At 67.5% G+C, this 21,178-nt stretch carries 27 protein-coding genes; 16 read left to right on the top strand and 11 right to left on the bottom strand.

From position 1 onward, the window contains the following. Window positions 1-34: 34 nt before the first annotated feature. Together V9K99_RS24665 and V9K99_RS24660 are read left to right on the top strand one after the other, a co-directional pair. Window positions 35-262 carry a ribbon-helix-helix protein, CopG family gene (locus tag V9K99_RS24665; RefSeq protein ID WP_337004250.1) on the top strand — a complete coding sequence of 76 codons (228 nt, stop codon included), beginning with the start codon at window positions 35-37 and terminating at the stop codon, window positions 260-262. Then, window positions 262-1,356 (top strand): Clp protease N-terminal domain-containing protein, encoded by a 1,095-nt coding sequence (locus tag V9K99_RS24660; RefSeq protein WP_337004248.1) that lies wholly within the window; start codon window positions 262-264, stop codon window positions 1,354-1,356. Before V9K99_RS24665 ends, V9K99_RS24660 begins: the two co-directional genes overlap by 1 nt. A gap of 5 nt (window positions 1,357-1,361) precedes the next feature. Here V9K99_RS24660 and V9K99_RS24655 read toward each other — a convergent pair whose 3' ends face one another. From V9K99_RS24655 to zapE, 4 genes are all read right to left on the bottom strand, one after another. Further along, window positions 1,362-1,742, bottom strand: a complete 381-nt coding sequence (locus tag V9K99_RS24655; RefSeq protein ID WP_337004246.1) for a VOC family protein — start codon at window positions 1,740-1,742, stop codon at window positions 1,362-1,364. 64 nt (window positions 1,743-1,806) lie between these two features. After that, a complete protein-coding gene (locus tag V9K99_RS24650) occupies window positions 1,807-2,673 on the bottom strand; it encodes a polyphosphate kinase 2 family protein (RefSeq protein WP_337004244.1) in 867 nt (288 codons plus the stop codon). A gap of 14 nt (window positions 2,674-2,687) precedes the next feature. Beyond that, a complete protein-coding gene (locus tag V9K99_RS24645; protein ID WP_337004242.1) occupies window positions 2,688-3,317 on the bottom strand; it encodes a hypothetical protein in 630 nt (209 codons plus the stop codon). Between the two features lie 4 nt (window positions 3,318-3,321). After that, on the bottom strand, window positions 3,322-4,359 hold the full coding sequence (gene zapE / locus V9K99_RS24640; protein WP_337004240.1) for a cell division protein ZapE: 1,038 nt from the start codon (window positions 4,357-4,359) through the stop codon (window positions 3,322-3,324). Window positions 4,360-4,531: 172 nt separating this feature from the next. Here zapE and V9K99_RS24635 point away from each other — a divergent pair, with 172 nt between their 5' ends. Genes V9K99_RS24635 through V9K99_RS24610 form a run of 6 tightly spaced genes read left to right on the top strand, consistent with a single transcriptional unit; the run spans window position 4,532 to window position 10,726 of the window. Next, window positions 4,532-5,854: an ABC transporter substrate-binding protein gene (locus V9K99_RS24635; protein WP_337004239.1), complete on the top strand. Its 1,323-nt coding sequence runs from the start codon at window positions 4,532-4,534 to the stop codon at window positions 5,852-5,854. Window positions 5,855-5,858: 4 nt separating this feature from the next. After that, on the top strand, window positions 5,859-6,824 hold the full coding sequence (locus tag V9K99_RS24630) for a carbohydrate ABC transporter permease (RefSeq protein WP_337004238.1): 966 nt from the start codon (window positions 5,859-5,861) through the stop codon (window positions 6,822-6,824). Next, complete coding sequence (locus V9K99_RS24625; RefSeq protein ID WP_337004236.1) at window positions 6,821-7,642, top strand: carbohydrate ABC transporter permease; 822 nt, start codon at window positions 6,821-6,823, stop codon at window positions 7,640-7,642. The genes V9K99_RS24630 and V9K99_RS24625 overlap by 4 nt, the downstream gene beginning before the upstream one ends. 14 nt (window positions 7,643-7,656) lie before the next feature. Further along, window positions 7,657-8,436, top strand: coding sequence for a VOC family protein (locus tag V9K99_RS24620; protein WP_337004234.1), 780 nt, complete (start codon window positions 7,657-7,659; stop codon window positions 8,434-8,436). Then, the gene (locus V9K99_RS24615) at window positions 8,433-9,380 is read left to right on the top strand and encodes an aldo/keto reductase (protein WP_337004232.1); all 948 of its coding nucleotides are present in this window, start codon (window positions 8,433-8,435) and stop codon (window positions 9,378-9,380) included. Before V9K99_RS24620 ends, V9K99_RS24615 begins: the two co-directional genes overlap by 4 nt. Further along, window positions 9,377-10,726, top strand: a complete 1,350-nt coding sequence (locus V9K99_RS24610; protein ID WP_337004230.1) for a GH1 family beta-glucosidase — start codon at window positions 9,377-9,379, stop codon at window positions 10,724-10,726. The genes V9K99_RS24615 and V9K99_RS24610 overlap by 4 nt, the downstream gene beginning before the upstream one ends. Here V9K99_RS24610 and V9K99_RS24605 read toward each other — a convergent pair. Continuing rightward, complete coding sequence (locus V9K99_RS24605) at window positions 10,707-11,951, bottom strand: ROK family transcriptional regulator (RefSeq protein WP_337004228.1); 1,245 nt, start codon at window positions 11,949-11,951, stop codon at window positions 10,707-10,709. The genes V9K99_RS24610 and V9K99_RS24605 overlap by 20 nt on opposite strands. Window positions 11,952-12,052: 101 nt before the next feature. On the opposite strand from V9K99_RS24605, the gene V9K99_RS24600 reads away from it, so the two are divergent. Next, window positions 12,053-13,027, top strand: a complete 975-nt coding sequence (locus V9K99_RS24600; protein WP_337004226.1) for a zinc-binding dehydrogenase — start codon at window positions 12,053-12,055, stop codon at window positions 13,025-13,027. Window positions 13,028-13,081: 54 nt separating this feature from the next. Here the strand turns inward: V9K99_RS24600 and V9K99_RS24595 are convergent, their stop codons facing one another. From V9K99_RS24595 to V9K99_RS24580, 4 genes are read right to left on the bottom strand one after another with little or no spacing between them, the layout of a single operon-like run. Continuing rightward, window positions 13,082-13,414 (bottom strand): YnfA family protein, encoded by a 333-nt coding sequence (locus V9K99_RS24595; RefSeq protein WP_337004224.1) that lies wholly within the window; start codon window positions 13,412-13,414, stop codon window positions 13,082-13,084. After that, window positions 13,411-13,839 carry a MerR family transcriptional regulator gene (locus V9K99_RS24590; RefSeq protein ID WP_337004222.1) on the bottom strand — a complete coding sequence of 143 codons (429 nt, stop codon included), beginning with the start codon at window positions 13,837-13,839 and terminating at the stop codon, window positions 13,411-13,413. The genes V9K99_RS24595 and V9K99_RS24590 overlap by 4 nt, the downstream gene beginning before the upstream one ends. After that, window positions 13,832-14,143, bottom strand: coding sequence for a hypothetical protein (locus V9K99_RS24585; protein WP_337004220.1), 312 nt, complete (start codon window positions 14,141-14,143; stop codon window positions 13,832-13,834). Before V9K99_RS24585 ends, V9K99_RS24590 begins: the two co-directional genes overlap by 8 nt. Before the next feature lie 42 nt (window positions 14,144-14,185). Continuing rightward, the gene (locus V9K99_RS24580; RefSeq protein ID WP_337004218.1) at window positions 14,186-14,719 is read right to left on the bottom strand and encodes a DUF1707 and FHA domain-containing protein; all 534 of its coding nucleotides are present in this window, start codon (window positions 14,717-14,719) and stop codon (window positions 14,186-14,188) included. Between the two features lie 131 nt (window positions 14,720-14,850). Between V9K99_RS24580 and V9K99_RS24575 the strand changes: the two genes are divergently transcribed. The 4 genes from V9K99_RS24575 to V9K99_RS24560 all read left to right on the top strand — a co-directional run bounded on the left by V9K99_RS24575 (window position 14,851) and on the right by V9K99_RS24560 (window position 17,257). Beyond that, on the top strand, window positions 14,851-15,927 hold the full coding sequence (locus V9K99_RS24575) for an ATP-dependent DNA ligase (protein WP_337004216.1): 1,077 nt from the start codon (window positions 14,851-14,853) through the stop codon (window positions 15,925-15,927). After that, window positions 15,927-16,514, top strand: a complete 588-nt coding sequence (locus V9K99_RS24570) for an undecaprenyl diphosphate synthase family protein (protein ID WP_337004214.1) — start codon at window positions 15,927-15,929, stop codon at window positions 16,512-16,514. The genes V9K99_RS24575 and V9K99_RS24570 overlap by 1 nt, the downstream gene beginning before the upstream one ends. Next, window positions 16,411-16,689: an undecaprenyl diphosphate synthase family protein gene (locus V9K99_RS24565; protein WP_337004212.1), complete on the top strand. Its 279-nt coding sequence runs from the start codon at window positions 16,411-16,413 to the stop codon at window positions 16,687-16,689. Before V9K99_RS24570 ends, V9K99_RS24565 begins: the two co-directional genes overlap by 104 nt. A gap of 64 nt (window positions 16,690-16,753) precedes the next feature. Then, a complete protein-coding gene (locus V9K99_RS24560) occupies window positions 16,754-17,257 on the top strand; it encodes a hypothetical protein (protein WP_337004210.1) in 504 nt (167 codons plus the stop codon). Here the strand turns inward: V9K99_RS24560 and V9K99_RS24555 are convergent. Continuing rightward, entirely contained in the window at window positions 17,254-17,430 is a 177-nt protein-coding gene (locus tag V9K99_RS24555) for a hypothetical protein (RefSeq protein ID WP_337004208.1), read from the bottom strand. The genes V9K99_RS24560 and V9K99_RS24555 overlap by 4 nt on opposite strands. An 86-nt stretch (window positions 17,431-17,516) precedes the next feature. Continuing rightward, window positions 17,517-19,415 (bottom strand): ABC transporter ATP-binding protein, encoded by a 1,899-nt coding sequence (locus V9K99_RS24550; protein ID WP_337004206.1) that lies wholly within the window; start codon window positions 19,413-19,415, stop codon window positions 17,517-17,519. 156 nt (window positions 19,416-19,571) lie between these two features. On the opposite strand from V9K99_RS24550, the gene V9K99_RS24545 reads away from it, so the two are divergent. The 3 genes from V9K99_RS24545 to V9K99_RS24535 all read left to right on the top strand — a co-directional run bounded on the left by V9K99_RS24545 (window position 19,572) and on the right by V9K99_RS24535 (window position 20,877). Beyond that, complete coding sequence (locus tag V9K99_RS24545; protein ID WP_337004204.1) at window positions 19,572-20,009, top strand: SRPBCC domain-containing protein; 438 nt, start codon at window positions 19,572-19,574, stop codon at window positions 20,007-20,009. After that, window positions 20,006-20,344: an ArsR/SmtB family transcription factor gene (locus V9K99_RS24540; RefSeq protein WP_337004202.1), complete on the top strand. Its 339-nt coding sequence runs from the start codon at window positions 20,006-20,008 to the stop codon at window positions 20,342-20,344. Before V9K99_RS24545 ends, V9K99_RS24540 begins: the two co-directional genes overlap by 4 nt. Before the next feature lie 92 nt (window positions 20,345-20,436). Further along, complete coding sequence (locus V9K99_RS24535) at window positions 20,437-20,877, top strand: SRPBCC family protein (protein WP_337004200.1); 441 nt, start codon at window positions 20,437-20,439, stop codon at window positions 20,875-20,877. Window positions 20,878-21,178 lie beyond the last annotated feature (301 nt).

Here is a 21,178-nt window from a genome sequence, read left to right as displayed (position 1 = left end):
ATCCGACGGGAGATAGCGTGATATCTTGCTATCCATGGCGAAGGAAGGGACCAAGAACATCCTGTTGCGGCTCGATCCGGAGTTGGCCGAGCGGCTGCAGACGGTGGCGGCGGTCGAGGGTCGTTCGGTGTCGGACGTGGCGCGGGAGGCGATCGCGGAGCTGGTCGATCAACGCCGGCAGGACCGCCGCTTCACCCGACTCCTGGACGAGAACCTGGCCCGCCACGAGGAGTCACTGCGACGCCTCCGCGGAGACGACTGATGCAGTTTCTCGACCAGTACGACGTACTCGCGGTGGCTGCTCGGGTCTTGCGATGCTCTTCGGAGGTCGCGATCGGGCGGACGAACCTCGACACGGTCGATCAGGTGCTGGCCGACGTACGGCGTACCAATGGGCCGGCGGAGGCGGCGGCGGTCCTGTTGTCCGGGCTGATCCAGGGGCGAGCCTTCCACGGGGCGAACCGGGTGGTGACGGTCGCGGTCGTGCTGCAGTTCGTCGCGGTGAATCACGCGGACCTGCGGCTGGAGCCGGTCGAGGAATGGGACGAGTTGCTCGACCGGGTCGCCGCCGACGGGATCACGCCGGATGAGGTCGCCGAGTTCCTCCGCGCCCGGCTGATGCCGGAGCGGGTCACCGCAGAGGACCTGCAGGAGCACCTCAAGGTCGAACTGCTGCTCGAGGACGCGAACCTCCGCGCGCTCGGCGGCGAAGAGTTGTGGAGGGGTGTGGGGATGTTCGAGAGATTCACCGATGCGGCCCGGCGGGCCGTCGTCTATGCGCAGGAGGAGGCCCGGAAGCTCGACCACAACTTCATCGGGACCGAGCACCTGCTGCTCGGCGTGATCGACGAGGTACACGGCGGCGGTGCGCAGGTGCTGGACGGGATGCACATCACCGCACCGGCTGTTCGCGAGCTCGTGGTGGAGATCATCGGCCGAGGCTCCGGACCCACCGCCGGCACGATCCCGTTCACGCCGCGCGCGAAGGGCACGCTTCAGCAGGCGTATGACGAGGCACGCCGGGTCGGCGCCGAAAACATCGGCACCGAGCACGTGCTGCTTGGCCTGATGCGCGACGGTGAAGGTGTCGCCGCGCAGATCCTGACGAAGCTCGGCGGCGACCTGGACGACGTACGGCGTAAGGTGCAGGACTGGATCGATCGCCGCCAGCGCGCCGAATCAGCCGTTTCGAGCTTCGTCGCCGACGAGGCCGAATCCGACTGGACCACCTACGGCCGCCGCCATCACCTGCTCTACGAACTCCGCGCCCTGCTCGACGAGAACGAACGCCTGCACGAGCAGGTAGCCGAACTCCGAGCCCTGCTCCGGCGCCACAACATCGATCCCGACGCCTGAGCTGCTCAGGTAGTCGGTTGGAAGAGTTCTATCGGGTTGCCGGCTGGGTCGTCGAGGAGGATCTGGAGGCCGCCGCGGCCGGTGACGATGTCGTTCCGGAAGGTCGCGCCGTCGGCACGCAGCGCGGCGACGGTGGACTCGAGGTCGTCGACTTCCAGTTGGATGCGATTCCAGCCGCCCGGCTCGGGCCGACGACCGTCAGGCATCGCCTGGGCGGCGCCACCCGGCCCGGTCGGCTCGGACAGCAGCAACCGCAGCTCACCCCGCGTGATCCCGGCGAACCCGGGCCCTGGCCGCATCTGCACCTCGAACCCGAGGTGCTTGGTGTAGAAGTCGACCGCCGCATCGACGTCGTCCACGATGTACCGAACCGAAACCGCGTTCATCACTCCACTCCTCTCGGCCTCGCCACCTGCCCGTACCCAGCTGCGTTCTCCTCATCCCGCGTGATCAGGTGGCCGCGAGGCGTTCCTTCTCCGTGTCCACGTCGAAGTCCGCCTTCGGCCACTCGGGATTGAGCGACTTCAGGGTCTCGAGCAGGATCGTCGTGACGGCCCAGTTGCGGTACCACTTGCGGTCGCTCGGGATCACCAGCCACGGCGCCTCGGGGCTGTTGCAGCGCTCGAGCGCTGCCTCGTAGGCCTCCGTGTACGCCGGCCAGAGTTCGCGCTCGTCGACGTCGCCCGGGTTGTACTTCCAGTGCTTCGTCGGGTCGTCCAGGCGCGCCTGGAGCCGCAGCTTCTGCTCCTCGGGAGAGATGTGCAGGAAGCACTTCAGCACCGTCACCCCGCTCGCGGCCAGCTCGGCCTCGAAGTCGTTGATCTGCCCGTAGCGCCGGTTCCACACCGGCGGCGCGACCAGGCTGCGCACCCGCGCGATCAGCACGTCCTCGTAGTGCGACCGGTCGAAGATCCCGATCATCCCCGGCCCGGGCACCGCCTGCCGGATCCGCCACAGGAACCCGCGCCGCTTCTCCGCCGGTGTCGGCGCCTTGAACGACGTGATCTTCAGACCCTGCGGATCCATCAGCCCCGCGCCGTGCCGGATCACCCCGCCCTTGCCGGACGTGTCCATCCCCTGCAGGACCAGCAGCACGCTGCGCGAGCCGTCCGTGCGACCTTCGGCGTACAGCCGTTCCTGCCAGTCGGACACCTCGGCGCCGAGGGTCTCCAGCGCGACCTTGCCCTCGTCCTTGGTCCCGGTGAACCCGGGCGTGGCGCGGGTGTCGTACTTGCTCAGCTCCACCGGCCCGGACGGCACCCGCAACTGCTCGAGCAGCCCACCCGTGTCGGCCTGGCCGTTCTTCTGCTTCGCCATCCGCCCATCCTGCCCTATCGACCCGGCAGTTGCCGCTGACGTCGACGATGCAGGATCACTTCGATCACGGCGATCGCGACCGCGGCGACCGGGAGCGCGAGGATGCCCCAGACCATTCCACCCAGCAGCGAGAGGCAGTCGGAGTCAGCGCTCTCGCAGTCGGTCGCGTTGTAGTACGCCGTACCGGCCATGACCGCGATGAACACCAGGACTGCAGTGCCACACAGGTAGCTGGCGACCCGCACAAGCCATCTGCCACCGCGTGGCTGATCCGACGGCTGCAGACCAGTGGCAACCAAGACGGCCGCGAGCAACGCGAGCACGACCAGCAGCAGACCGAGCTCCCCCTCGTCCTGATGCCAGATGAACCGGAACCCGTCGTTGGCGACGGACTGCCAGAGCACGAACCCGAACAGCACCCCGAGTGCCACGCCCAACCACACTCGAGCCGTGGCGTCCTTCGCAGCAACCGGTACGGCGACGATCGCGGCGAGCACCCCGATCGCGCCCAACGGCAGATTCCACTGATCGCTGCCGGAACCCGAGACGTCGTCGAACTGCACGAACCCGCCGACGGCCAGCAGCCCGAGGCCGGCCGCGAGCAACGCAACAGACACCACCGCAGGACGCCGCTCCCCAGTCACTGCCCTAGGAAACCACGCCCGACGTCTCACCTCCGGCATTTGCGAGCGCGATCAGGCGCGAGAGGGCCCTCAGGTACTTCTTCCGGTAGCCGCCCTTGAGCATGTCGGCGGAGAAGAGCTCGTCCAGCGGAACACCACCGGCCAGCAGCGGAAGATTGCGGTCGTACATCCGGTCGGCCAGCACCACCATGCGCAGCGCTACGTTCTCATCGGTCAGCTGACGGATGTCGGTGATGGCAACCGTCTCGACGCCGTCGAGCAGGGCGCCGTACTTGCTGGGGTGGAGCTCGGCGAGGTGGCGGTGCAGGTCGACGAAGTGGTCACAGGAGGCATCGGTGCGCTCGGCAGCCGTCGCCTCCACCTTCTCGTCGGGCCACGGCTCGGGTGCGACAGGCAGGCCGCGGTGGCGGTAGTCCGGACCGTCGATCCGTCGTACGTCGAAGTTGGCGGCCAGGGCCTGGATCTCGCGGAGGAAGTCGACCGCCTGGAAGCGGCCCTCGCCGAGCTTGTCGGGCAGCGTGTTCGAGGTGGCTGCCAGCTCGACTCCCGCCGCGACCAGCTGACCGAGCAGGCGAGAGATCAGCATGGTGTCGCCGGGGTCGTCGAGTTCGAACTCGTCGATGCAGATCAGCCGGTACGACGACAGCGCTTCAACAGCTGTGCGTAGGCCGAGAGCGCCGACGAGGTTGGTGAGCTCGACGAAGGTGCAGTACATCTTCGGGCCGGCGGCCTCGTGCCACAGCGACGCGAGCAGGTGGGTCTTGCCGACGCCGAACCCACCATCGAGGTAGATCCCCGGCTTGTCGGGATTCTCTGTGCCGCGCCCGCGGATGCGCGCCCAGAGACTCGGCACCTGCCTCGGCTGGGCAAGCGCGACTGCCCGCGTGGACAGCAGAGCCAGAGCATCGGCCTGTGAGGGCTCGTCCGCGGCCGGGCGGTAGGTCGAGAACCGGACGTCGGCGAAGCGCGGCGGGGGCACGCACTCGGACAGCAGCCGATCCGAGCTCACCTCCGGCCACCGCTCACTCAACCGAATCACCATGCGCCCAACCTTATGGGCGCCTCCATCGGCGCCGGCCACCCGTCTCGGCTGCCGATGCGCCGGGAAACTCCGGGAAACTTCGGCGCGGCCTTGACGTGACCTTGACCACTTTCTTACTTTCAGTTAGGAAGTTGATGTGAGGCTTCGTGAGGTGACTGACTGAGGAGTCGGTATGGGCGAACGGCGGGATGCCGGGACGGTGGGGCGGCGGACGCTTCTCAAGGGAGCACTGGGTGGGGCGGCGGCGCTGGGGCTGGGCTCCGCGCTGACCGCGTGCGGCGGTAGTGACAGCGGCGGCGGGACGACGAGCGGCGGGAAGGCCGTGGTCCGGATGTGGTCCTGGTACAACGACCAGGAGGCGCAGTTCCCGAAGCTGATCGAGAAGTTCGAGGCGGCACACAGCAACATCAAGATCGAGAACAGGATCTTCGGCACCCCGGACCAGTACCTGCCCGCACTGCAGGCGGCAGTGGCCGGCGGCGACGTCCCGGAGATCTTCGCGCCGCACACGCGGGCGCTGACCTACGGCACCGGAGGGATCTCCGCCGACCTGAAGAAGGATCTCGGCGACGACTTCCTGAAGGACTTCTTCGACTCCGCCAACCAGGAGTACACCCTGGACGGCAAGCAGTACGCGGTCGGCTGGATGGCACAGACGTTCGGCCTGTTCTACAACCCGGACCTGCTGAAGAAGGCCGGGGTCGGCGAGGACGAGATCGAGACCTGGGACGACCTGATCGCGGCCGCGGCCAAGATCAAGGCCACCGGCAAGTTCCCGGTGGCGCTCAGCTGCAACCCGACGACGAGTTCGCTGGACTTCTTCCTGCCACTGATCACGCAAGTTGCCGACGATCCGACCTTCTACCTCAAACTCGACCAGTTGAAGGACGGCGCGACGTACGAGGACCCGAAGGTGGTCGAGGCGATCGAGCTGCAGCTGAAGATCGTCAAGGGCGGCGTGTTCCAGCCCGGCACGACCGGCACCAGCGGCGACCAGGCGCCGCAGCTGTTCTACACCGAGAAGGCCGCGATGCTGTTCAACGGATCGTGGACCCCGCAGGGACTGGTCCAGGACGCCAGCCCGGCCTTCGTCAAGAAGTACAAGGTGATGAAGACGCCGGCCATCGCGCCCGGCGAACGGCACTGGACCGCCAACCAGGCCGGGGCCGGCTGGGCCGTGTCGGCGAACAGCAAGAACAAGGACGCGGCCCTGGAGTTCCTCAAGTTCCTGTACTCGGCCGACCAGTACTCCCCCACCATGAACGAGTCCAACTCGATGCCGGCCACCAAGAGCGCGGCCAGCCGGATCGAGCTGCCGATCATGAAGCAGATGACGTCGTGGCTGCTCGACGGCGACGGCTGCCCGCACATCCCGTTCGGTCCCGGCTCGGTCGCGGCCGGCGATCCGCTGGCCAAGATCTTCGACGGCAAGGGCGAGCCGGCCGCGGTCGCGAAGGAGATGCAGCAGGCCGTGCTGAACGCCAAGGGCGGCTGATCGGATGGCGACAGCCCTCTCCCGCCCAGGTTCGACAGCAGGCTCCCTCCCCCGGCGTACGTCGTACCGGTTCGGATCGCCGCTGCGGAAATCGCAGCGGGTGGCCGGCTACCTGTTCATGCTGCCGACGTTCGCGCTGTTCGTGGCGTTCGTGCTCTGGCCGATCCTCTACACGGCGTACCTGAGCCTCACCTCCTGGGGAGGCTTCGGTACGCCGAGGTTCGTCAACTTCGACAACTACAGCCGGATGCTGTCCGATCCGGTCGCCCGCCGGGCGATGATCATCACGCTGGTGCTGACCGGTGTCACCACGGCACTGCTCACGTTCCTCGGGCTGGTCACCGCCGTACTGGTGAACGCGGTCTGGCCGAAGGTCGGCGTGCTGGTCCGGACGATCCTGTTCATCCCCGGCATCGTCTCGTTCGTCGTGTCCGCGGTCTTGTGGAAACTGATCTACGACCCGAACATCGGCACGCTGAACCGGTTGCTGGGGGCAATCGGTCTCGACAGCCTGCAACATCCCTGGCTGGCCGACCAGAAGACGGTGTTGCCGGCCATCATCGTGGTGACGGTCTGGGGTGGGATCGGTTTCACCATGCTGATCTTCTACGCCGGTCTGCAGGGTATCGACCCGAGCCTGTACGAGGCCGCGGCGGTGGACGGCGCCAACACCGTCCAGCAGTTCCGCCACATCACGGTGCCGAGCCTGCGCGTCGTCACGGGTCTCGTCGTCAGTCTCGGGTTGCTCAACGGGTTCAAGGCGTTCGACGTGATCTTCGTGATGACCGGCGGCGGCCCGAACCACGCCAGCGAAGTTCTCGGCACGTACCTCTACTCGCTCGCGTTCGGGTCGACGTCCGGTTCGATTCCGCAGCTCGGTTACGCGAGCGCGTTCAGCGTCGTGACGATGGTGCTGTGCACGCTCGCCGTGGTCGCACAGCTGTGGCTGACCAGGAGGGCGGACCGATGAAGCCTTGGGTCGGCAAGTCGTTCGCGACCTTCGTGCTCGCGCCGTTCTGCGTCCTGATGGCGTTCCCGTTCATCTGGATGGTGCTCACCTCGTTGCGGCAGCAGAACACCATCTTCAACGGGCCGTTCTTTCCACGCAGCTTCACCGGCTCCGCCTACCAGGAAGCCTGGACGTCGATCGAGTTCCCGCTGCACTTCTGGAACAGCGTCTGGATCACCTCCGTCACAGTGATCGGCGTGCTCGTCTTCGCGACGCTGAGCGGCTACGCCTTCGCCAAACTCGACTTCCCGTTCCGCAACACCCTGTTCGTCCTGTTGTTGACAACCCTGATGATGCCGTCGACGGCACTCATCATCCCGCTCTATCTCGAGCTGAAGTCGCTCGGCCTGCTCGACAGCCAGACCGGGTTGCTGGTGCTCTACATCTCCGGGTCGGCGCCGTTCGCGATGTTCCTGATGCGGGCGTTCTTCCAGACGCTGCCGGACGAGCTGATCGAGGCGGCCCGGGTCGACGGCGGCAGCGAGTTCACCATCTTCCGGAGGGTGATCCTGCCGCTCACCCGGCCCGGGATCGCGACCGTGGTGATCTTCCAGTTCCTCTCCACCTGGAACGAGTTCCTGATCGCCAACACCGTGCTGCGCAACACCGACTCGCTCCCACTGCAACCGGTGTTGTTCACGCTGATGGGCCAGTACTCCACCAACTGGCCGGCCCTCACCGCCGGTCTCACCCTGTCCGTCGTACCGGTCGTGATCGTCTACGTCCGGATGCAGCGGCAGTTCGTCGCCGGGATGATGCTCGGCGCCGTCAAGAACTAGCTGAAAGAGGTCAGATGCCGATCAAGAACGTCGTGGTCAACTGCACCGACGTGCAGCGCTCGATCGAGTACTACGCCAAGTTCCTCGAGCTCCCGGTCATCGGCGAGCCGACCCCGGCGCGCGCCGTGCTGGACGCGGTCACCGCGACGATCGAGTTACGGGCCGTCAGCAACGGTCGCGAGGCCAGCACCTGGGTCGGCGACGATCTGCAGAAGGGCTTCCGGCACATCGGCTTCAAGGTCGACCGGCTCGACGAGCGGGCCGCCGTACTGAAGGCTGCCGGGGTCGAGTTCAAGCTCGATCCGCTCGATGCAGAGGGCGCGGTCCGGATCTGCTTCTTCTACGATCCCGATGGCACGTTGCTCGAGATGATCCAGGGTGACCTGCAGTACGCCGCCGTACTCGATGAGGACGGGGTGGCGAAGGAGCGGGCGCTCGGCGTACCGCAGCGGCCGCGGTTCGACCACGTCGCGGTGACGATCGACGACCGCGAGCGGACCAGCGCGTACTACGACGAGCGCTACGGCTTCTCGTTCATCGGCACGATCGAGCAGCCGCACGACGACCGTGGTTTCAGCATCGGCTACCTCAAGGGCGGCGACACCGTCCTCGAGGTGTTCACCTACGACGTGGCCAAGACCTCCCGCGAGCCTCAACTCGATGTCGCCGGCTTCGCGTACGCCGAGCTCGACGGCGAGCCTCCGACCGGCCTCGGCCAACTCGTCTCACCGGATGGCACGACTGTCTACGTCGACCCGGACGGCTTCGCGTTCGCCGTAGGGTCAGACGTATGAACAAGGACTGGCTACGGCCTCTCGGATCCACCGGCCTCACCGTCTCGGCCGTCTGCGCCGGCGGCAGCGGGATCGCCGGCATGCCCGCGGTCTTCGGGTACGACGTGACCCGGCAGGAGGCGGTCGACCTGGTACTGCGCGTCTTCGACAGCCCGCTGACCTGGATCGACACCTCCAACGGGTACGGCGACGGCGAGAGCGAGCTGCGGATCGGCCAGGCCATCAAGGAGTACGGCGGCCTGCCCGAGGGCTTCCTGGTCGCGACGAAGGTGGACGCGCGCGGCAAGGACTACTCGGGTGCGCGGGTCCGGGCCAGCGTTGCGGAGAGCAAGGAACGGCTCGGGCTGGACGACTTGCCGATGGTGTACCTGCACGACCCCGAATTCCACGACTTCGACACGATGCGTGAAGCCGTCGACACGCTCATGCAACTGCGGGCGGACGGCGAGATCGGGCACGTCGGACTGGCCGGCGGCAATACCCGCGAGCTCGCCCGCTACCTGGACCTGGGCGGCTTCGAGGTGCTGCTCGTCCACAACCGCTGGAGCCTGGTCGACCACTCCGCCGGTGACCTGATCCGGCGCGCGGTCGCCGACGGGCTCGGCGTGGTGAACGCGGCGATCTACGGCGGTGGCATCCTGGCGAACCCGCAGGGCGCCACGAAGTACGCGTACCGCGAGGCTCCGGCCGCCGTACTGGACGCCGTCGCTGCTATGGACAAGGCCTGCGGCGAGTACGGCGTCGACCTCGCGACCGCAGCGCTACGCCACTCCACGGACGACCCGAACATCGCCGGAACCATCGTCGGCATCAGCAAGCCGGCCCGGGTCGACGCACTGCTCGCAGCGCTGGAAACCGACCTGCCTACCGACCTCCTTAACCGGTTAGGTAACCTCCTCCCGGAACAGCAGTACTGGGTTGAGGGCACAAAGGAGACAACGTGACGAACGGCTTCCCACCCGGATTCACCTGGGGTGCGGCGACGGCGTCGTACCAGGTGGAGGGAGCGGTCTCCGAGGACGGGCGCGGTCCGAGCATCTGGGACACCTTCGCGCACACGCCCGGCCGGATCTCCGACGGCACGACCGGGGACGTCGCCGACGACCACTACCACCGGTTCGCCGAGGACATCCGGCTGGCCGCGGACCTCGGCCTGAAGGCGTACCGGTTCTCGATCGCGTGGCCGCGGATCATCCCGGCCGGTTCCGGTGGCACCAACCCGGCCGGACTCGCGTTCTACCGCCGCCTCGCCGAGACCTGCCTCGAGTACGGCGTCACGCCGTACGCGACCCTCTATCACTGGGACCTGCCGCAGCCGCTCGAGGACGCGGGCGGCTGGCTGGTGCGCGACACGGCCGAGCGGTTCCGCGACTATGCGGCTGTCACCCACGCGGCGCTCTCGGACGTGATCAAGCACTGGATGACGCTGAACGAGCCATGGTGCTCGGCCTTCCTCGGCTACGGGAACGGCGAGCACGCGCCGGGGCGGACCGTCGGCACGGATGCTTTGAAGGCGGTGCATCACCTGCTGCTCGGTCACGGGTTGGCGCTCGAGGCGATCCGTTGTCCGGAGGGTTTCTACGGCATCGCGCTCAACCCGGCGCCGATCCACGCCGCATCCGACTCGGCCCCGGATCTCGACGCCGCGCGACGGGTCGACGGGCTGCGGAACCGGTTGTTCCTGGAGCCGTTGCTGGCCGGCAAGTACCCGGCCGACGTCCTCGAGGACACCGGGCTGACCGACTGGTTCGCGACGCACGAGGCTGATCTGCCGGTGATCGGTGCGCCGCTCGACTTTATGGGCGTCAACTACTACTGCCCGACGACCGTGGCCGCGCCGGATGGGCCGATCTCTTCACCGGGCGAACCGACCACTCAGCCGGGCAGTGAAAATGTGGTTGCCGTCGACACCGGTCTTCCGAAGACGCAGATGGGCTGGCCGATCCAGGCACGCGGGTTGCGCGACATCCTGGTCACGATCAACAAGCTCGCGCCAGACCTGCCGTTGTACGTGACGGAGAACGGCGCGGCGTACCCGGACGAGCTGACCGCGGACGGGACGGTCGAGGACCACGAGCGGCAGACGTACCTGGAGCAGCACATCGCGGTCTGCCGCGAGCTGGTGTCGGAAGGCCTTCCGCTGAAGGGCTACTTCGCGTGGTCGCTGATGGACAACTTCGAGTGGGCGTTCGGCTTCAGCCGCCGCTTCGGCATCGTGTACGTCGACTACGAGACGCAGGCGCGGATCGTGAAGAAGAGCGGCCGCTGGCTCAAGGAGTTCCTGACCTGAGGGCCCGGGTCGACTTCTTCTGGTGCGGCGTCAACTGGCTGTGCAGCACCAGCGACGCAGCACCCAGCGCAGCCGCACTCGGGCCTAGCTTCGACTGCTCGACCCGGGTCGGATGCATCGCGCGGACGAACGACAGCCGGTTGATCTCGGTCGCCGCGACGCGCACGTAGATGTCGCCGGCCTCGCTGAAGCCCGGTCCGGCCAGGATGATCTGGTCCAGGTCGAGCAGGTTGGTGATCGACAGCAACGCCTTGGCCAGGTAGGTCGCCGACTCCTCGATCAGCTTCACGCAGCGGGGATCACCGGCGGCCGCCAGCCGTGCGATCTTCGCGAAGTCCGATCGGACCGCCGTACGACGGCCGCGGAGGGCCAGCTCGTTCACCAGCGACTGGTCTTCCTCCGCGCGCTTCACCACGGCCGCCGGCGCGGCCAGGCTCTCGAGGCAGCCTTGACCACCGCACCAGCAATGCGGGCCGTTGACGTCCAGGATCATGTGGCCGATCTCGCCGACGTTCGAGGACGAGCCGCGGTACACATCGCCGTTCGTCACCAGGCCGAGGCCGAAGCCGGCCGCCATGTAGACGGCGGCGAAGTCGTTCGCGGACGGGATGCGGCCGGCCCAGAACTCGCCGATCGCGGCGCAGGTCGAATCGTTCTCGACCACGATCGGGTGGTCGATCGCGGCGCTCAACGTGTCGTGGACGGCAAACGGCTCCCACGCGTACTTCGACGAGTTGGTCCGCAGCAGGCGCGCACCTCCCCCGCCCTGCCGGCCGGCCAGCGCGACCCCGACGCCGATCAGGGTGGCCGGCTCGACGTTCGCCTTGACGATCAGGTCCTCGAGCTCCGCGGTGATCCGCTTGACCGCGGTGGCCGGCGCGTCCCGGCCGATCCCGCGGGACGACAACTGCTCGATCACGCGGCCACTCATGTCGGTGACGACGTACGTCGTGCTGGGTGTGTCGATCGAGATGCCGACGGCGTGCCGGGCGCGGGGGTTGAACTGCAGCAGGGTGGCGCGCTTGCCGCCGGTCGGGTCGCCGAGACCGGTCTCGATGATCAGGCCGTCGGCGAGCAACTGCTTCACCACTCGCGAGATCGACGCACCGGTCAAACCGGAGCGGTCGGCCAGGTCGACCCGGGTGACCGTGCCGCTGGACCGGATCAGGTCCAGGATCGCGCTGTGCGTCTCCTGCGCGGTCGCACCCTTCAGAATCTTCGCCACGTCACCGTCCCTCCCTCGGCCCTGAGCGCACTTTAATACACAAGGTAAGAAAGTGGGATATCTTGACCTCAAGCAATATTGAGGTTCTAGGTTCACGGTCTATGAAGACGATCAGATTGCACGCATTCGGCCCACCGGAGAATCTGCGCTACGAGGAGGCACCGGATCCAGTCCCCGGTGACGGGCAAGTGCTGATCCGGGTCGAGGCGGCCGGCGTCCATCTGCTCGACACCGCACTGCGGGCAGGCACCGCCGGCGGCGGACCGGTGCCGCTGCCGGAACTTCCGACCATCCCGGGGCGCGAGGTGGCCGGGCGGGTGGAGGCGGTCGGTCCCGCGGTCGATCCGGGGTGGATCGGCAAGCGGGTCGTAGTGCACCTCGGGCCCGTGCCCGGCGGGTACGCCGAACTCGCCGTCGCGAAGGTGGAGTCGATCTACGAACTTCCTGAGCATGTCGACGCAGCACAGGCGGTCGCCGCGATCGGGACCGGGCGGACGACGGCCGGGATCCTGTCGCAGGCGAAGCTGACGGCGGATGACGTCGTACTGATCACCGCTGCTGCCGGTGGGATCGGCAGCTACCTGGTCCAGGCGGCGCGCAACGTCGGCGCGACTGTGATCGGTCTGGCCGGCGGTCCGGAGAAGGTGCGGTTGGTCCGCGACCTCGGTGCGCACTACGCGGTCGACTACCAGGATCCCGACTGGGCAACCGTTCTCAAGGCCGACCTGGGTGACCGGGCCATCACGGTGCTGCTGGACGGTGTCGGCGGAGAGAACGGTCAGCAGGCCTTTGACCTGCTCGGCATCGGCGGGCGGGTGCTGATGTTCGGCTGGTCCGGCGGCGGCCCGATCCAGCTCACCACAGAGGACTTGATGGCTCGCGGCCTGTCCGCGACGTGGGCGATCGGGCCCAAGATGATGCCGATGCTCCGTTCCCTGGAGGCAACCGCTCTGGAGGAGACCTTCTCCGGCCGCTGGCAGGCCCTGACCACGACCTTCCCACTGTCGGACGCAGCCCAGGCCCACCGAGCGCTGGAGACCCGGACGACCACAGGCAAAGTCGTCCTGATCCCGTGACGCGAGTGGGCCCGGATCGCCTGGCGACGCCCACTCCAACATCCTCGAGCCGGGTTAGTCCCGGGGTGCGTACATGATCACGGCGACGCCGAGTAGGCAGATGGTAGCGCCGAGGAGGTCCCAGCGGTCCGGACGGAACTTGTCGACGAGCATGCCCCAGGCAAGTGATCCGGCGACGAAGATGCCGCCGTACGCGGCCAGGATGCGGCCGAAGTGTGGGTCCGGCTGGAACGTCGCGACGAAGCCGTAGGCACCGAGGGCGATCACGCCGCCGGCGATCCACCAGACGCCGCGGTGCTCCCGCCAGCCCTGCCACACGAGCCAGGCGCCGCCGATCTCCGCGAGTGCCGCCAGGACGAACAGCAGCACCGAGCGCAGTACGGTCACGGGCGCGCGGCCAGGTCGGTGAACGGGAGAGGGCAGTCCGGGTTGCCCGCGCAGGTTTCGAGGTCGTCGCATCCGGCGGCGATCCCGGCGCGCAGGCTCTCGGCGATCACGGTCAGGTCGGCGATCTTGGCTTCCACATCGGCCAGCTTCTCGCGGGCGGCCGCCTGCAGGCCGGCTCCCTCGCCGATGCGATGCCGATGCCTGGCGGCGTCCAGCAGCTCCGACACCTCGGTGAGCGTGAAGCCGAGCCGCTGCGCGGCCTTGATCACGCGCAACGTGGTGACCGCATCCTCCGGATAGAGGCGGTGCCCGCCGAGGCTGCGATGCGGCTCCGCGATCAGTCCGCGACGTTCGTAGTACCGGAGCGTCTGGAGGTTCACGCCCGCGGCTGCCGCCACCTGGCCGGAGCGCAGCCCGTCAGCCATAGCGACTGCTCAGGGCATCCAGTACGGCGACGTGCGCGGGCGGGACCGTGATGCGGAGGCCAAGGTGATCGTCGTTCGTGGTGAGCTCGAAGTGGAAGAAGGAGCAGCACTCGGTCTCGCGGGCGGTGAGGTCGGCCGTGGTCGCCTGTGCCTCGGCGGCGAGGGTCAGGTCGAGCGTGGTCGGGTCGATCCGGGTGACGCTCTTCAGATGCTGTGCGAACAGCGCGTCGAACTCCGCCACGCGCAGCGGCTGCTCTGCGGTTGGCAAAGTGCAGGCCTCCGGGGCCCAATCCGTCGTACTCATGAATCGACGGTAAACCTGTACCCAAGTACAGGATGCAACCCCTCAGTCGGCCCAGGTGAGGATGTAGGCGACGGCGCCGAAGCGGACGTGGTCGCCGGCCCGGACGCGGACCGGGGTGGTGATCCGCAGGCCGTTCAGGTGGGTGCCGTTCATCGAGCCGAGGTCGCGCAGCATCCAGCCGTCGCCGTCGTGCCGGAGCTCGGCGTGAAACCGGGACACCGAGATATCCGCCATCCGCAGCGTCGCCCCCGGACCGCGGCCGATCCGGACCGTCGGCGAACCGGGCGGCGGCAGCGCGAGGCCGGGAAGCTGAACGGCCGGCGGTACGACGACGATCCGCGGAACCCGGGCCAGCAGCTCGCGGGCCCAGGCGATCACGCGAGGTTCGTTCCGGGGCAGATCGCGGGTCGCTGCGGCCAGTTCACCACGGCTCTGGGCCCGCAGGACGAAAGTCATCCGCCGGATGAAGGTGTCGTGCGACAACCGCCCCGACCCGGCGCCGTCCCGCAGGATCGCCAGCGCCCGGTCCCGCTCCGCGTCCGACGGACGCGCCCCCTGCACCGGCACCGATGTCATCTCCGCATTGTCAGCGCCACCCAGGGCCACTGTCCACTACCCTCCGCTCCCCCGACCTTGAGAAGCCACCAACCACTTTTCAGGCCCCGGAACGGTCGGTGGCTTCTCAAGGTGCGTGCTTGAATGACGGAATGCGACTGCCGATCATGCCTCCGGTGAAACCCATGCTGGCGAAGCCTGTCAAGGAGATCCCGCACGGCGAGCTGAGCTATGAGCCGAAGTGGGACGGGTTCCGCTCGATCATCTTCCGGGACGGGGACGAGGTGGAAATCGGCAGCCGGAACGAGAAGCCGATGACCCGGTACTTCCCCGAGCTGGTCGAGGCGGTGAAGGCGAACCTGCCGGAGCGGTGCGCGATCGATGGCGAGATCATCGTGATCGGCGAGTCCGGCGACCGGCTCGACTTCGAGGTGCTGCAGCAGCGGATCCACCCCGCCGCGAGCCGGGTGAACATGCTGTCGGAGAAGACGCCGGCCCGGTTCGTCGCGTTCGACCTGCTTGCACTCGGTGACGACGACTACACCGAACGCCCGTTCAGCGAACGCCGTACCGCCCTCCTCGAAGCCCTCGCCGACGTCAAGGCGCCGATCCACGTCACCCCGGCGACCACCGACCATGCGACCGCCGCGCAGTGGTTCGAGCAGTTCGAGGGCGCCGGCCTCGACGGGCTGATCGCGAAACCGCTCGACGGCATCTACCAGCCGGACAAGCGGGTCATGTTCAAGGTGAAGCCGGAGCGCACCGCAGACTGCGTGGTCGCCGGGTACCGCGTGCACAAGAGCGGGCCGGACCGGATCGGCTCACTGTTGCTCGGTCTCTACAACGAGGACGGCACGCTGGCCAGCGTCGGCGTGATCGGCGCGTTCCCGCTCGAGCGGCGCAAGGAGCTCTTCGCGGAGATGCAGCCGCTCGTCACCACCTTCGACGACCACCCGTGGGCGTGGGCGAAGCAGGAGGAAGGCGTCCGTACGCCGCGCAACGCGGAAGGCAGCCGGTGGCAGGCAGGCAAGGACCTGTCGTTCACGCCGCTGCGGCCGGAGTTGGTGGTCGAGGTCCGCTACGACCACATGGAGGGCATCCGATTCCGGCACACCGCGCAGTTCGTCCGCTGGCGCCCTGACCGTACGCCGGAGTCCTGCACCTACGAGCAACTCGAGGAGCCGGTCAAGTTCGACCTGGCCGACGTATTGACGAGCGCTACCAGTTGATGCGCCCGCTCTACCGGCTGTACACGCGAGTACTGCGTCGCCAGTTGGCTGGACTGCCGATGCCGCGGCACGTCGCGATCGTGATGGACGGGAACCGGCGGTGGGCACGGGAGGCCGGGTACGACGACGTTCGGATGGGACACCGCTTCGGGGCCGAGCACTTGGACCTGTTCCTGAGCTGGTGCGGTGAGGCCGGGATCCGGTGTGTCACCGCGTGGGTGGCGTCGGCGGACAACATCCGGCGGCGCGACTCGGCCGAGGTCGACTACCTGATGCGGCTCGCGGAGACCGTCCTCGCTGACTCGGTACTACGGGATCACAGGTGGCGACTGCATGTCGCAGGGCAGCTGGACCTGTTGCCGTCGTCAACGGCTCGCGCCTTGAAGGAGGCGGTGGAGGCGACCCGGGACCGGGTGGACGCGGGTGATCTGACGATCGCGATCGGCTACAGCGGGCGGGGTGGTGCTGGACGCCGTACGCGGGATGCTGGACGAGGCGGCGGCGTCCGGGCAGTCGCTGGCGGACGTCGCGGCGGGGCTGAGCGAGGACGACATCCGGCGGCATCTGTACCTGCCGGACCTACCTGATCCGGAGCTGGTCATCCGGACGAGTGGTGAGCTGCGGATGTCGGACTTCCTGCTTTGGCAGACGACACGCTCGGAAATCGCTTTCTGCGACCTGTATTGGCCCGCTTTCCGGGAGATCGACCTGCTGCGGGCCCTCAGGACGTACGGACGACGACAACTCAATCGATCCAGTTGACGTCAACCGGCCCTCGGAGGGGCATCATGGGGGTATACCGACTGGTACGAACCGGAGGTCCGAGATGTACGACGTCGTACTGCTCGTCGAACAGGAACTGACCGAGCCGGACGCGAAACGCGTCGTGGACCTGCACCAGGACATGCCGGAGCCGGTCAAGTACCACGTGCTCGTGCCGTGTCACAACGCCGAGGCCGGGGTGGAGGCATCCATCAGCGCACTCGGCACCGCCGACCTCTACGGGCCGGGGCTGGCCACTCAGCGCCAGGACCTCGCCGAGGCGCAGAAGGCGATCGACACCGAGGCGAAGGGCTGCACCGGGCGCAGCGTGCAACGGCTACGCGACCTGAACCAGACCGCCGACGGCGGTATCTCTCACGACCGCCCGATCGACGCCCTGATCGCCACTGTCGACCAGGTGAACGCGCAGGAGGTCATCATCCTGACCCGGCCGCACGTCGTCGCGGAGTTCTTCCACCTGGACTGGACGAACTCGGCACGCCGTCACCTCCGAGTCCCGGTGCTGCACCTGCTCGAACACGACCCGCAGAAAGCGTCTGCGTCCTAGTTCGGTAGCAGCGCCGCGTAGGTGACGCCGGCGACGAGGCTTGCGATCAGCAGGGACAGGCTGGTTCGCAACCTGTTGTCGCCGAGCTTGCCGTAGTGGCGGCCGTCCTCGGAGTGGTAGGCGAGTTTGAAGCCTGCGAAACCGGCGGCGAGGACCAAGGCCAGCTTGATCATGGTTCCCTCCCCTGATGCGTCAGGATCAAAGTACCCCTAGGGTGCGTCTCCCAATTCCCTGCGTGCTGGGAATTGGGAGACGTGCCCTAGACACCGGCCGCAGTACCGGACTCGGTGAACTGGGTGTGGTACAGGTCGGCGTACTCGCCGTCCAGCGCCAGCAACTGCTCGTGCGTGCCGCGTTCGACGATGTTGCCGTGGTCAACGACCAGGATCAGGTCGGCGTTGCGCACCGTCGACAACCGGTGCGCGATCACCAACGACGTACGCCCTTCCAGCGCCGTGTCCAGAGCCCGCTGTACGGCGACCTCGGACTCCGAGTCCAGATGCGCGGTCGCCTCATCCAGTACGACGATGCGCGGTGCCTTCAGCAACAACCGAGCGATCGCGAGCCGCTGGCGTTCACCGCCGGACAACCGGTGACCGCGGTCTCCGACGACCGTGTCGAGACCGTCGGGCAGGGACGACACCAGCTCCCAGATCTGCGCGGCCTTCAGCGCGTCGATCATCTCCTCGTCGGTGGCATCCGGCTTCGCGTAGCCGAGGTTCGCCCGGATCGAGTCGTGGAACATGTGCGCGTCCTGGGTGACGTAGCCGATTGCGTCATGCAACGACCGCAACGTCACGTCCCGTACGTCGTGGCCGCCGACCCGGACTGCACCGCCGGTGACGTCGTACAGCCTGGCGACCAAGTTGGTGATGGTCGTCTTGCCGGCACCGGACGGCCCGACCAGAGCGACCATCTGACCGGGACGGACGACGAAGCTGACGTCCTCGAGGACCTGTGCGGAGACTCGCTTGTCCAGCACTGCCACGGACTCCAGGCTCGCCAGCGACACCTGGTCGGCGGTCGGGTAGGAGAACGCGACGTGGTCGAACTCGACACTCGCGGCCTCGGCCGGCAACGGCTTCGCCTCGGGCGCGTCCTTGATCATCGGCTCCAGGTCGAGCACTTCGAAGACTCGCTCGAACGACACCAGCGCGGTCATCACGTCGACGCGCACGTTCGACAGTGCGGTCAACGGACCGTACAGCCGGCCAAGCAGGGCGACCAACGCCAGCAGCGTTCCGACGGTCAGCGTCTCCCGGACTGCGAGGTTGCCGCCCACGCCGTACACGAGAGCCGTGGCCAGCGCGGCGACCAGAGTCAGCGCAGTGAAGAAGACCCGGCCGAGCATCGCAATTCTGATGCCGAGATCTCGGACCCGGCCGGCGCGCTCCCCGAAGCCCTGGTTCTCGAGCTCGGGCTTGCCGAACAGCGTCACCAGCAGCGCTCCGCCGACGCTGAACCGCTCGGTCATCGCAGTCGACATGTCCGCGTTCAACCGCATCTGCTCGCGTGTCATCGCGGCCAGTCGGCGACCCAGGATGCGAGCGGGGATCAAGAACACCGGCAGCAGCAGGATCGCCACCACGGTCAACTGCCAGCTCAACAGCAGCATCGCGCCGACCACGAGGATCAGGCTGATGATGTTCGACACCACGCCGGACAGCGTCGAGGTGAACGCCTGCTGCGCACCGATCACATCGTTGTTCAGCCGGGAGACGAGGGCGCCGGTCTGGGTCCGGGTGAAGAATGCGACCGGCATCTGCTGGACGTGCGCGAACACCTTGGTCCGCAGGTCGAAGATCAGTCCCTCGCCGATCCGGGCCGAGAACCAGCGCTGCATCAGGCCGAGAGCGGCCTCGACCACCGCGAGCAGGGCTACCACCAGGGCAAGCGCGGTGACCAGACCGCCGTTTCCCTTGATGATGCCGTCGTCGACGATCTTCTTGAACAACAGCGGCGAGGCGATCACCAGGAAGGCCGAGACGATCACCAGCAGCAGGAACAGGGTGATGTGCCACCGAAACGGCTTGGCGAACCGGGCGATCCGCCGCAGCGTTCCTTTCGCCAGCTTCTGCCCCACGACCGACTCGTCCTGCCGGCGCCAGCCGTAGGCGCCCATACCCATGCCGCCGCCCATCGGCCTCATGCCTGACATCCGGGTCCCTCCCCTGCTCTTCTCATCAACGTTGACAACGCTTCGTCTCACTCCGAACTTCCCGGCCCGGCGTGGAGCAACCAATGGTTGCATATCGCGGCGAGGCGTCGTACAGTCATGTGCAACCAAAGGTTGCGGATTGATAGGAGACGTGGGATGGAACAGCGACGCATCGACCGGGAGATCCACATCGACGCCGCGCCCGAGGTGGTCTACGAGGTCATCAGTACGCCGGAGCACCTTCGGGAGTGGTGGCCGGACGAGGCGGAGTTGGAGCCTACCGTGGGTGCCACCGGCGTCGTGCGGTTCGGAGAGGCAAAGGTCGTCCCGCTCACGGTGGTCGAGGCGGAGCCGCCCAAGCGGTTCTCGTTCCGGTGGGTGTATGACGCCGGTGACGTCCCGACCGCGGCCAACTCGCTCCTGGCGACCTTCGAGCTGATCCCCTCGGGTGCGGGCACGCTGTTGCGGTTCTCCGAGACCGGATTCGACGAGTCGGCCACGTCTGACGAGGACTACCGCGACCACATCACCGGCTGGGATTACTTCCTCCCCCGCCTCGCGCCGTACGTCGACCGGCTGGTGTCGACGCCGTGAGTGCCACCGTCGACGACGAACTCTGGTCGGCGGTGGGAGATCCAACCCGGCGGCGGATGCTCGACCTGCTGCTGGCCGACGGCGGGGGTACGGCGACCACCTTGAGCGACCGGTTGCCGGTCACGCGACAGGCGGTCGCCAAGCACCTCGCCGTACTCGAGAAGGTCGGACTGGTCCACGTCACGCCGTCCGGACGGGAACGCCTGTACCGGGTGGACGAAGACCAGCTCGCCCGGGCGGTCGCCCAACTGTCGACGGTCCGGGACGCCTGGGACGGCCGGCTGCAGCGGATCAAGCGGCTGTCCGAAGCCATCCAGCAACGTCGGCAGAGCTGACTCCATAACAACTTCACCGTCACCACACGGATGTGGCGACGTCGATCACCCCTGCCCGCTTGCGGGCGCTCGAACGAGAAAGAGGTACCGAAATGGTGGACATCCTGCACAGGATCGGAATCACGGCGTCGCGCGACGACGTCTACAAGGCCCTGACCACGATCGACGGCTTGGCCGCTTGGTGGACCGAGGACACGACGGGCGACGACAAGGTCGGCGGGGTGATCAAGTTCCGCTTCATCCCCGGCGGGTTCGACATGGTGGTCCTGGACAACCGGCCGGGCGAGCTCGTGCGCTGGGAGGTCGTCGACGGCCCCGAGGAATGGATCGGGACCCACGTCAGCTTCGAACTCTCCCGGGCCGACGACTACACCATCGTGCTGTTCCGGCACGAGGGGTGGAAGGAGCCCGTCGAGTTCATGTACCACTGCAGCACCAAGTGGGCCACCTACCTGATGAGCCTCAAGCAACTCGTAGAAACAGGCAAGGGCGCCCCCTCCCCAAACGACATCCAAATCAGCAACTGGCACTAACGCGGTTGCCGGCCCAGCGGGGTTGCCGGCCCAGCCCGGTCGCCGGCTCGGAGGGGTTGCCGGCTCAGCGGGGATCGACGGTTCAGCCGGGTTGCCAGCTCAGCGAAGTGGGCCGGCTCAGCCGGGTTGCTGACTCAGCGCGGTCGCCGGCTTAGCGCGGTTGCCGGTTCGGAAGGGGCTGCCGGCTCAGCAGGGGTCGGCGGCTCGGCGGCTCAGCGCGGTCGCCGGCTCAGCCGGGTTGCCGACTCAGCGCGGTTGCCGGTTCGGGGGGCCGCCGGCTCAGTGGGGTCGGCGGCTCGGG

Origin of the sequence: Kribbella sp. CCNWLW201, assembly GCF_037203805.1 — a bacterium.
Classification (GTDB): Bacteria; Actinomycetota; Actinomycetes; order Propionibacteriales; family Kribbellaceae; genus Kribbella.
This window is presented reverse-complemented; position numbering and strand designations above follow the sequence as displayed.

Coding starts and splice junctions, on each gene's coding strand:
- V9K99_RS24665 (WP_337004250.1), top strand. CDS start 35: ATGGCGAAGGAAGGGACCAAGAACATCCTGTTGCGGCTCGATCCGGAG.
- V9K99_RS24660 (WP_337004248.1), top strand. CDS start 262: ATGCAGTTTCTCGACCAGTACGACGTACTCGCGGTGGCTGCTCGGGTC.
- V9K99_RS24655 (WP_337004246.1), bottom strand. CDS start 1,742: ATGAACGCGGTTTCGGTTCGGTACATCGTGGACGACGTCGATGCGGCG.
- V9K99_RS24650 (WP_337004244.1), bottom strand. CDS start 2,673: ATGGCGAAGCAGAAGAACGGCCAGGCCGACACGGGTGGGCTGCTCGAG.
- zapE (WP_337004240.1), bottom strand. CDS start 4,359: ATGGTGATTCGGTTGAGTGAGCGGTGGCCGGAGGTGAGCTCGGATCGG.
- V9K99_RS24635 (WP_337004239.1), top strand. CDS start 4,532: ATGGGCGAACGGCGGGATGCCGGGACGGTGGGGCGGCGGACGCTTCTC.
- V9K99_RS24630 (WP_337004238.1), top strand. CDS start 5,859: ATGGCGACAGCCCTCTCCCGCCCAGGTTCGACAGCAGGCTCCCTCCCC.
- V9K99_RS24625 (WP_337004236.1), top strand. CDS start 6,821: ATGAAGCCTTGGGTCGGCAAGTCGTTCGCGACCTTCGTGCTCGCGCCG.
- V9K99_RS24620 (WP_337004234.1), top strand. CDS start 7,657: ATGCCGATCAAGAACGTCGTGGTCAACTGCACCGACGTGCAGCGCTCG.
- V9K99_RS24615 (WP_337004232.1), top strand. CDS start 8,433: ATGAACAAGGACTGGCTACGGCCTCTCGGATCCACCGGCCTCACCGTC.
- V9K99_RS24600 (WP_337004226.1), top strand. CDS start 12,053: ATGAAGACGATCAGATTGCACGCATTCGGCCCACCGGAGAATCTGCGC.
- V9K99_RS24590 (WP_337004222.1), bottom strand. CDS start 13,839: ATGGCTGACGGGCTGCGCTCCGGCCAGGTGGCGGCAGCCGCGGGCGTG.
- V9K99_RS24585 (WP_337004220.1), bottom strand. CDS start 14,143: ATGAGTACGACGGATTGGGCCCCGGAGGCCTGCACTTTGCCAACCGCA.
- V9K99_RS24580 (WP_337004218.1), bottom strand. CDS start 14,719: ATGACATCGGTGCCGGTGCAGGGGGCGCGTCCGTCGGACGCGGAGCGG.
- V9K99_RS24575 (WP_337004216.1), top strand. CDS start 14,851: ATGCGACTGCCGATCATGCCTCCGGTGAAACCCATGCTGGCGAAGCCT.
- V9K99_RS24570 (WP_337004214.1), top strand. CDS start 15,927: ATGCGCCCGCTCTACCGGCTGTACACGCGAGTACTGCGTCGCCAGTTG.
- V9K99_RS24565 (WP_337004212.1), top strand. CDS start 16,411: ATGCTGGACGAGGCGGCGGCGTCCGGGCAGTCGCTGGCGGACGTCGCG.
- V9K99_RS24560 (WP_337004210.1), top strand. CDS start 16,754: ATGTACGACGTCGTACTGCTCGTCGAACAGGAACTGACCGAGCCGGAC.
- V9K99_RS24555 (WP_337004208.1), bottom strand. CDS start 17,430: ATGATCAAGCTGGCCTTGGTCCTCGCCGCCGGTTTCGCAGGCTTCAAA.
- V9K99_RS24550 (WP_337004206.1), bottom strand. CDS start 19,415: ATGTCAGGCATGAGGCCGATGGGCGGCGGCATGGGTATGGGCGCCTAC.
- V9K99_RS24545 (WP_337004204.1), top strand. CDS start 19,572: ATGGAACAGCGACGCATCGACCGGGAGATCCACATCGACGCCGCGCCC.
- V9K99_RS24535 (WP_337004200.1), top strand. CDS start 20,437: ATGGTGGACATCCTGCACAGGATCGGAATCACGGCGTCGCGCGACGAC.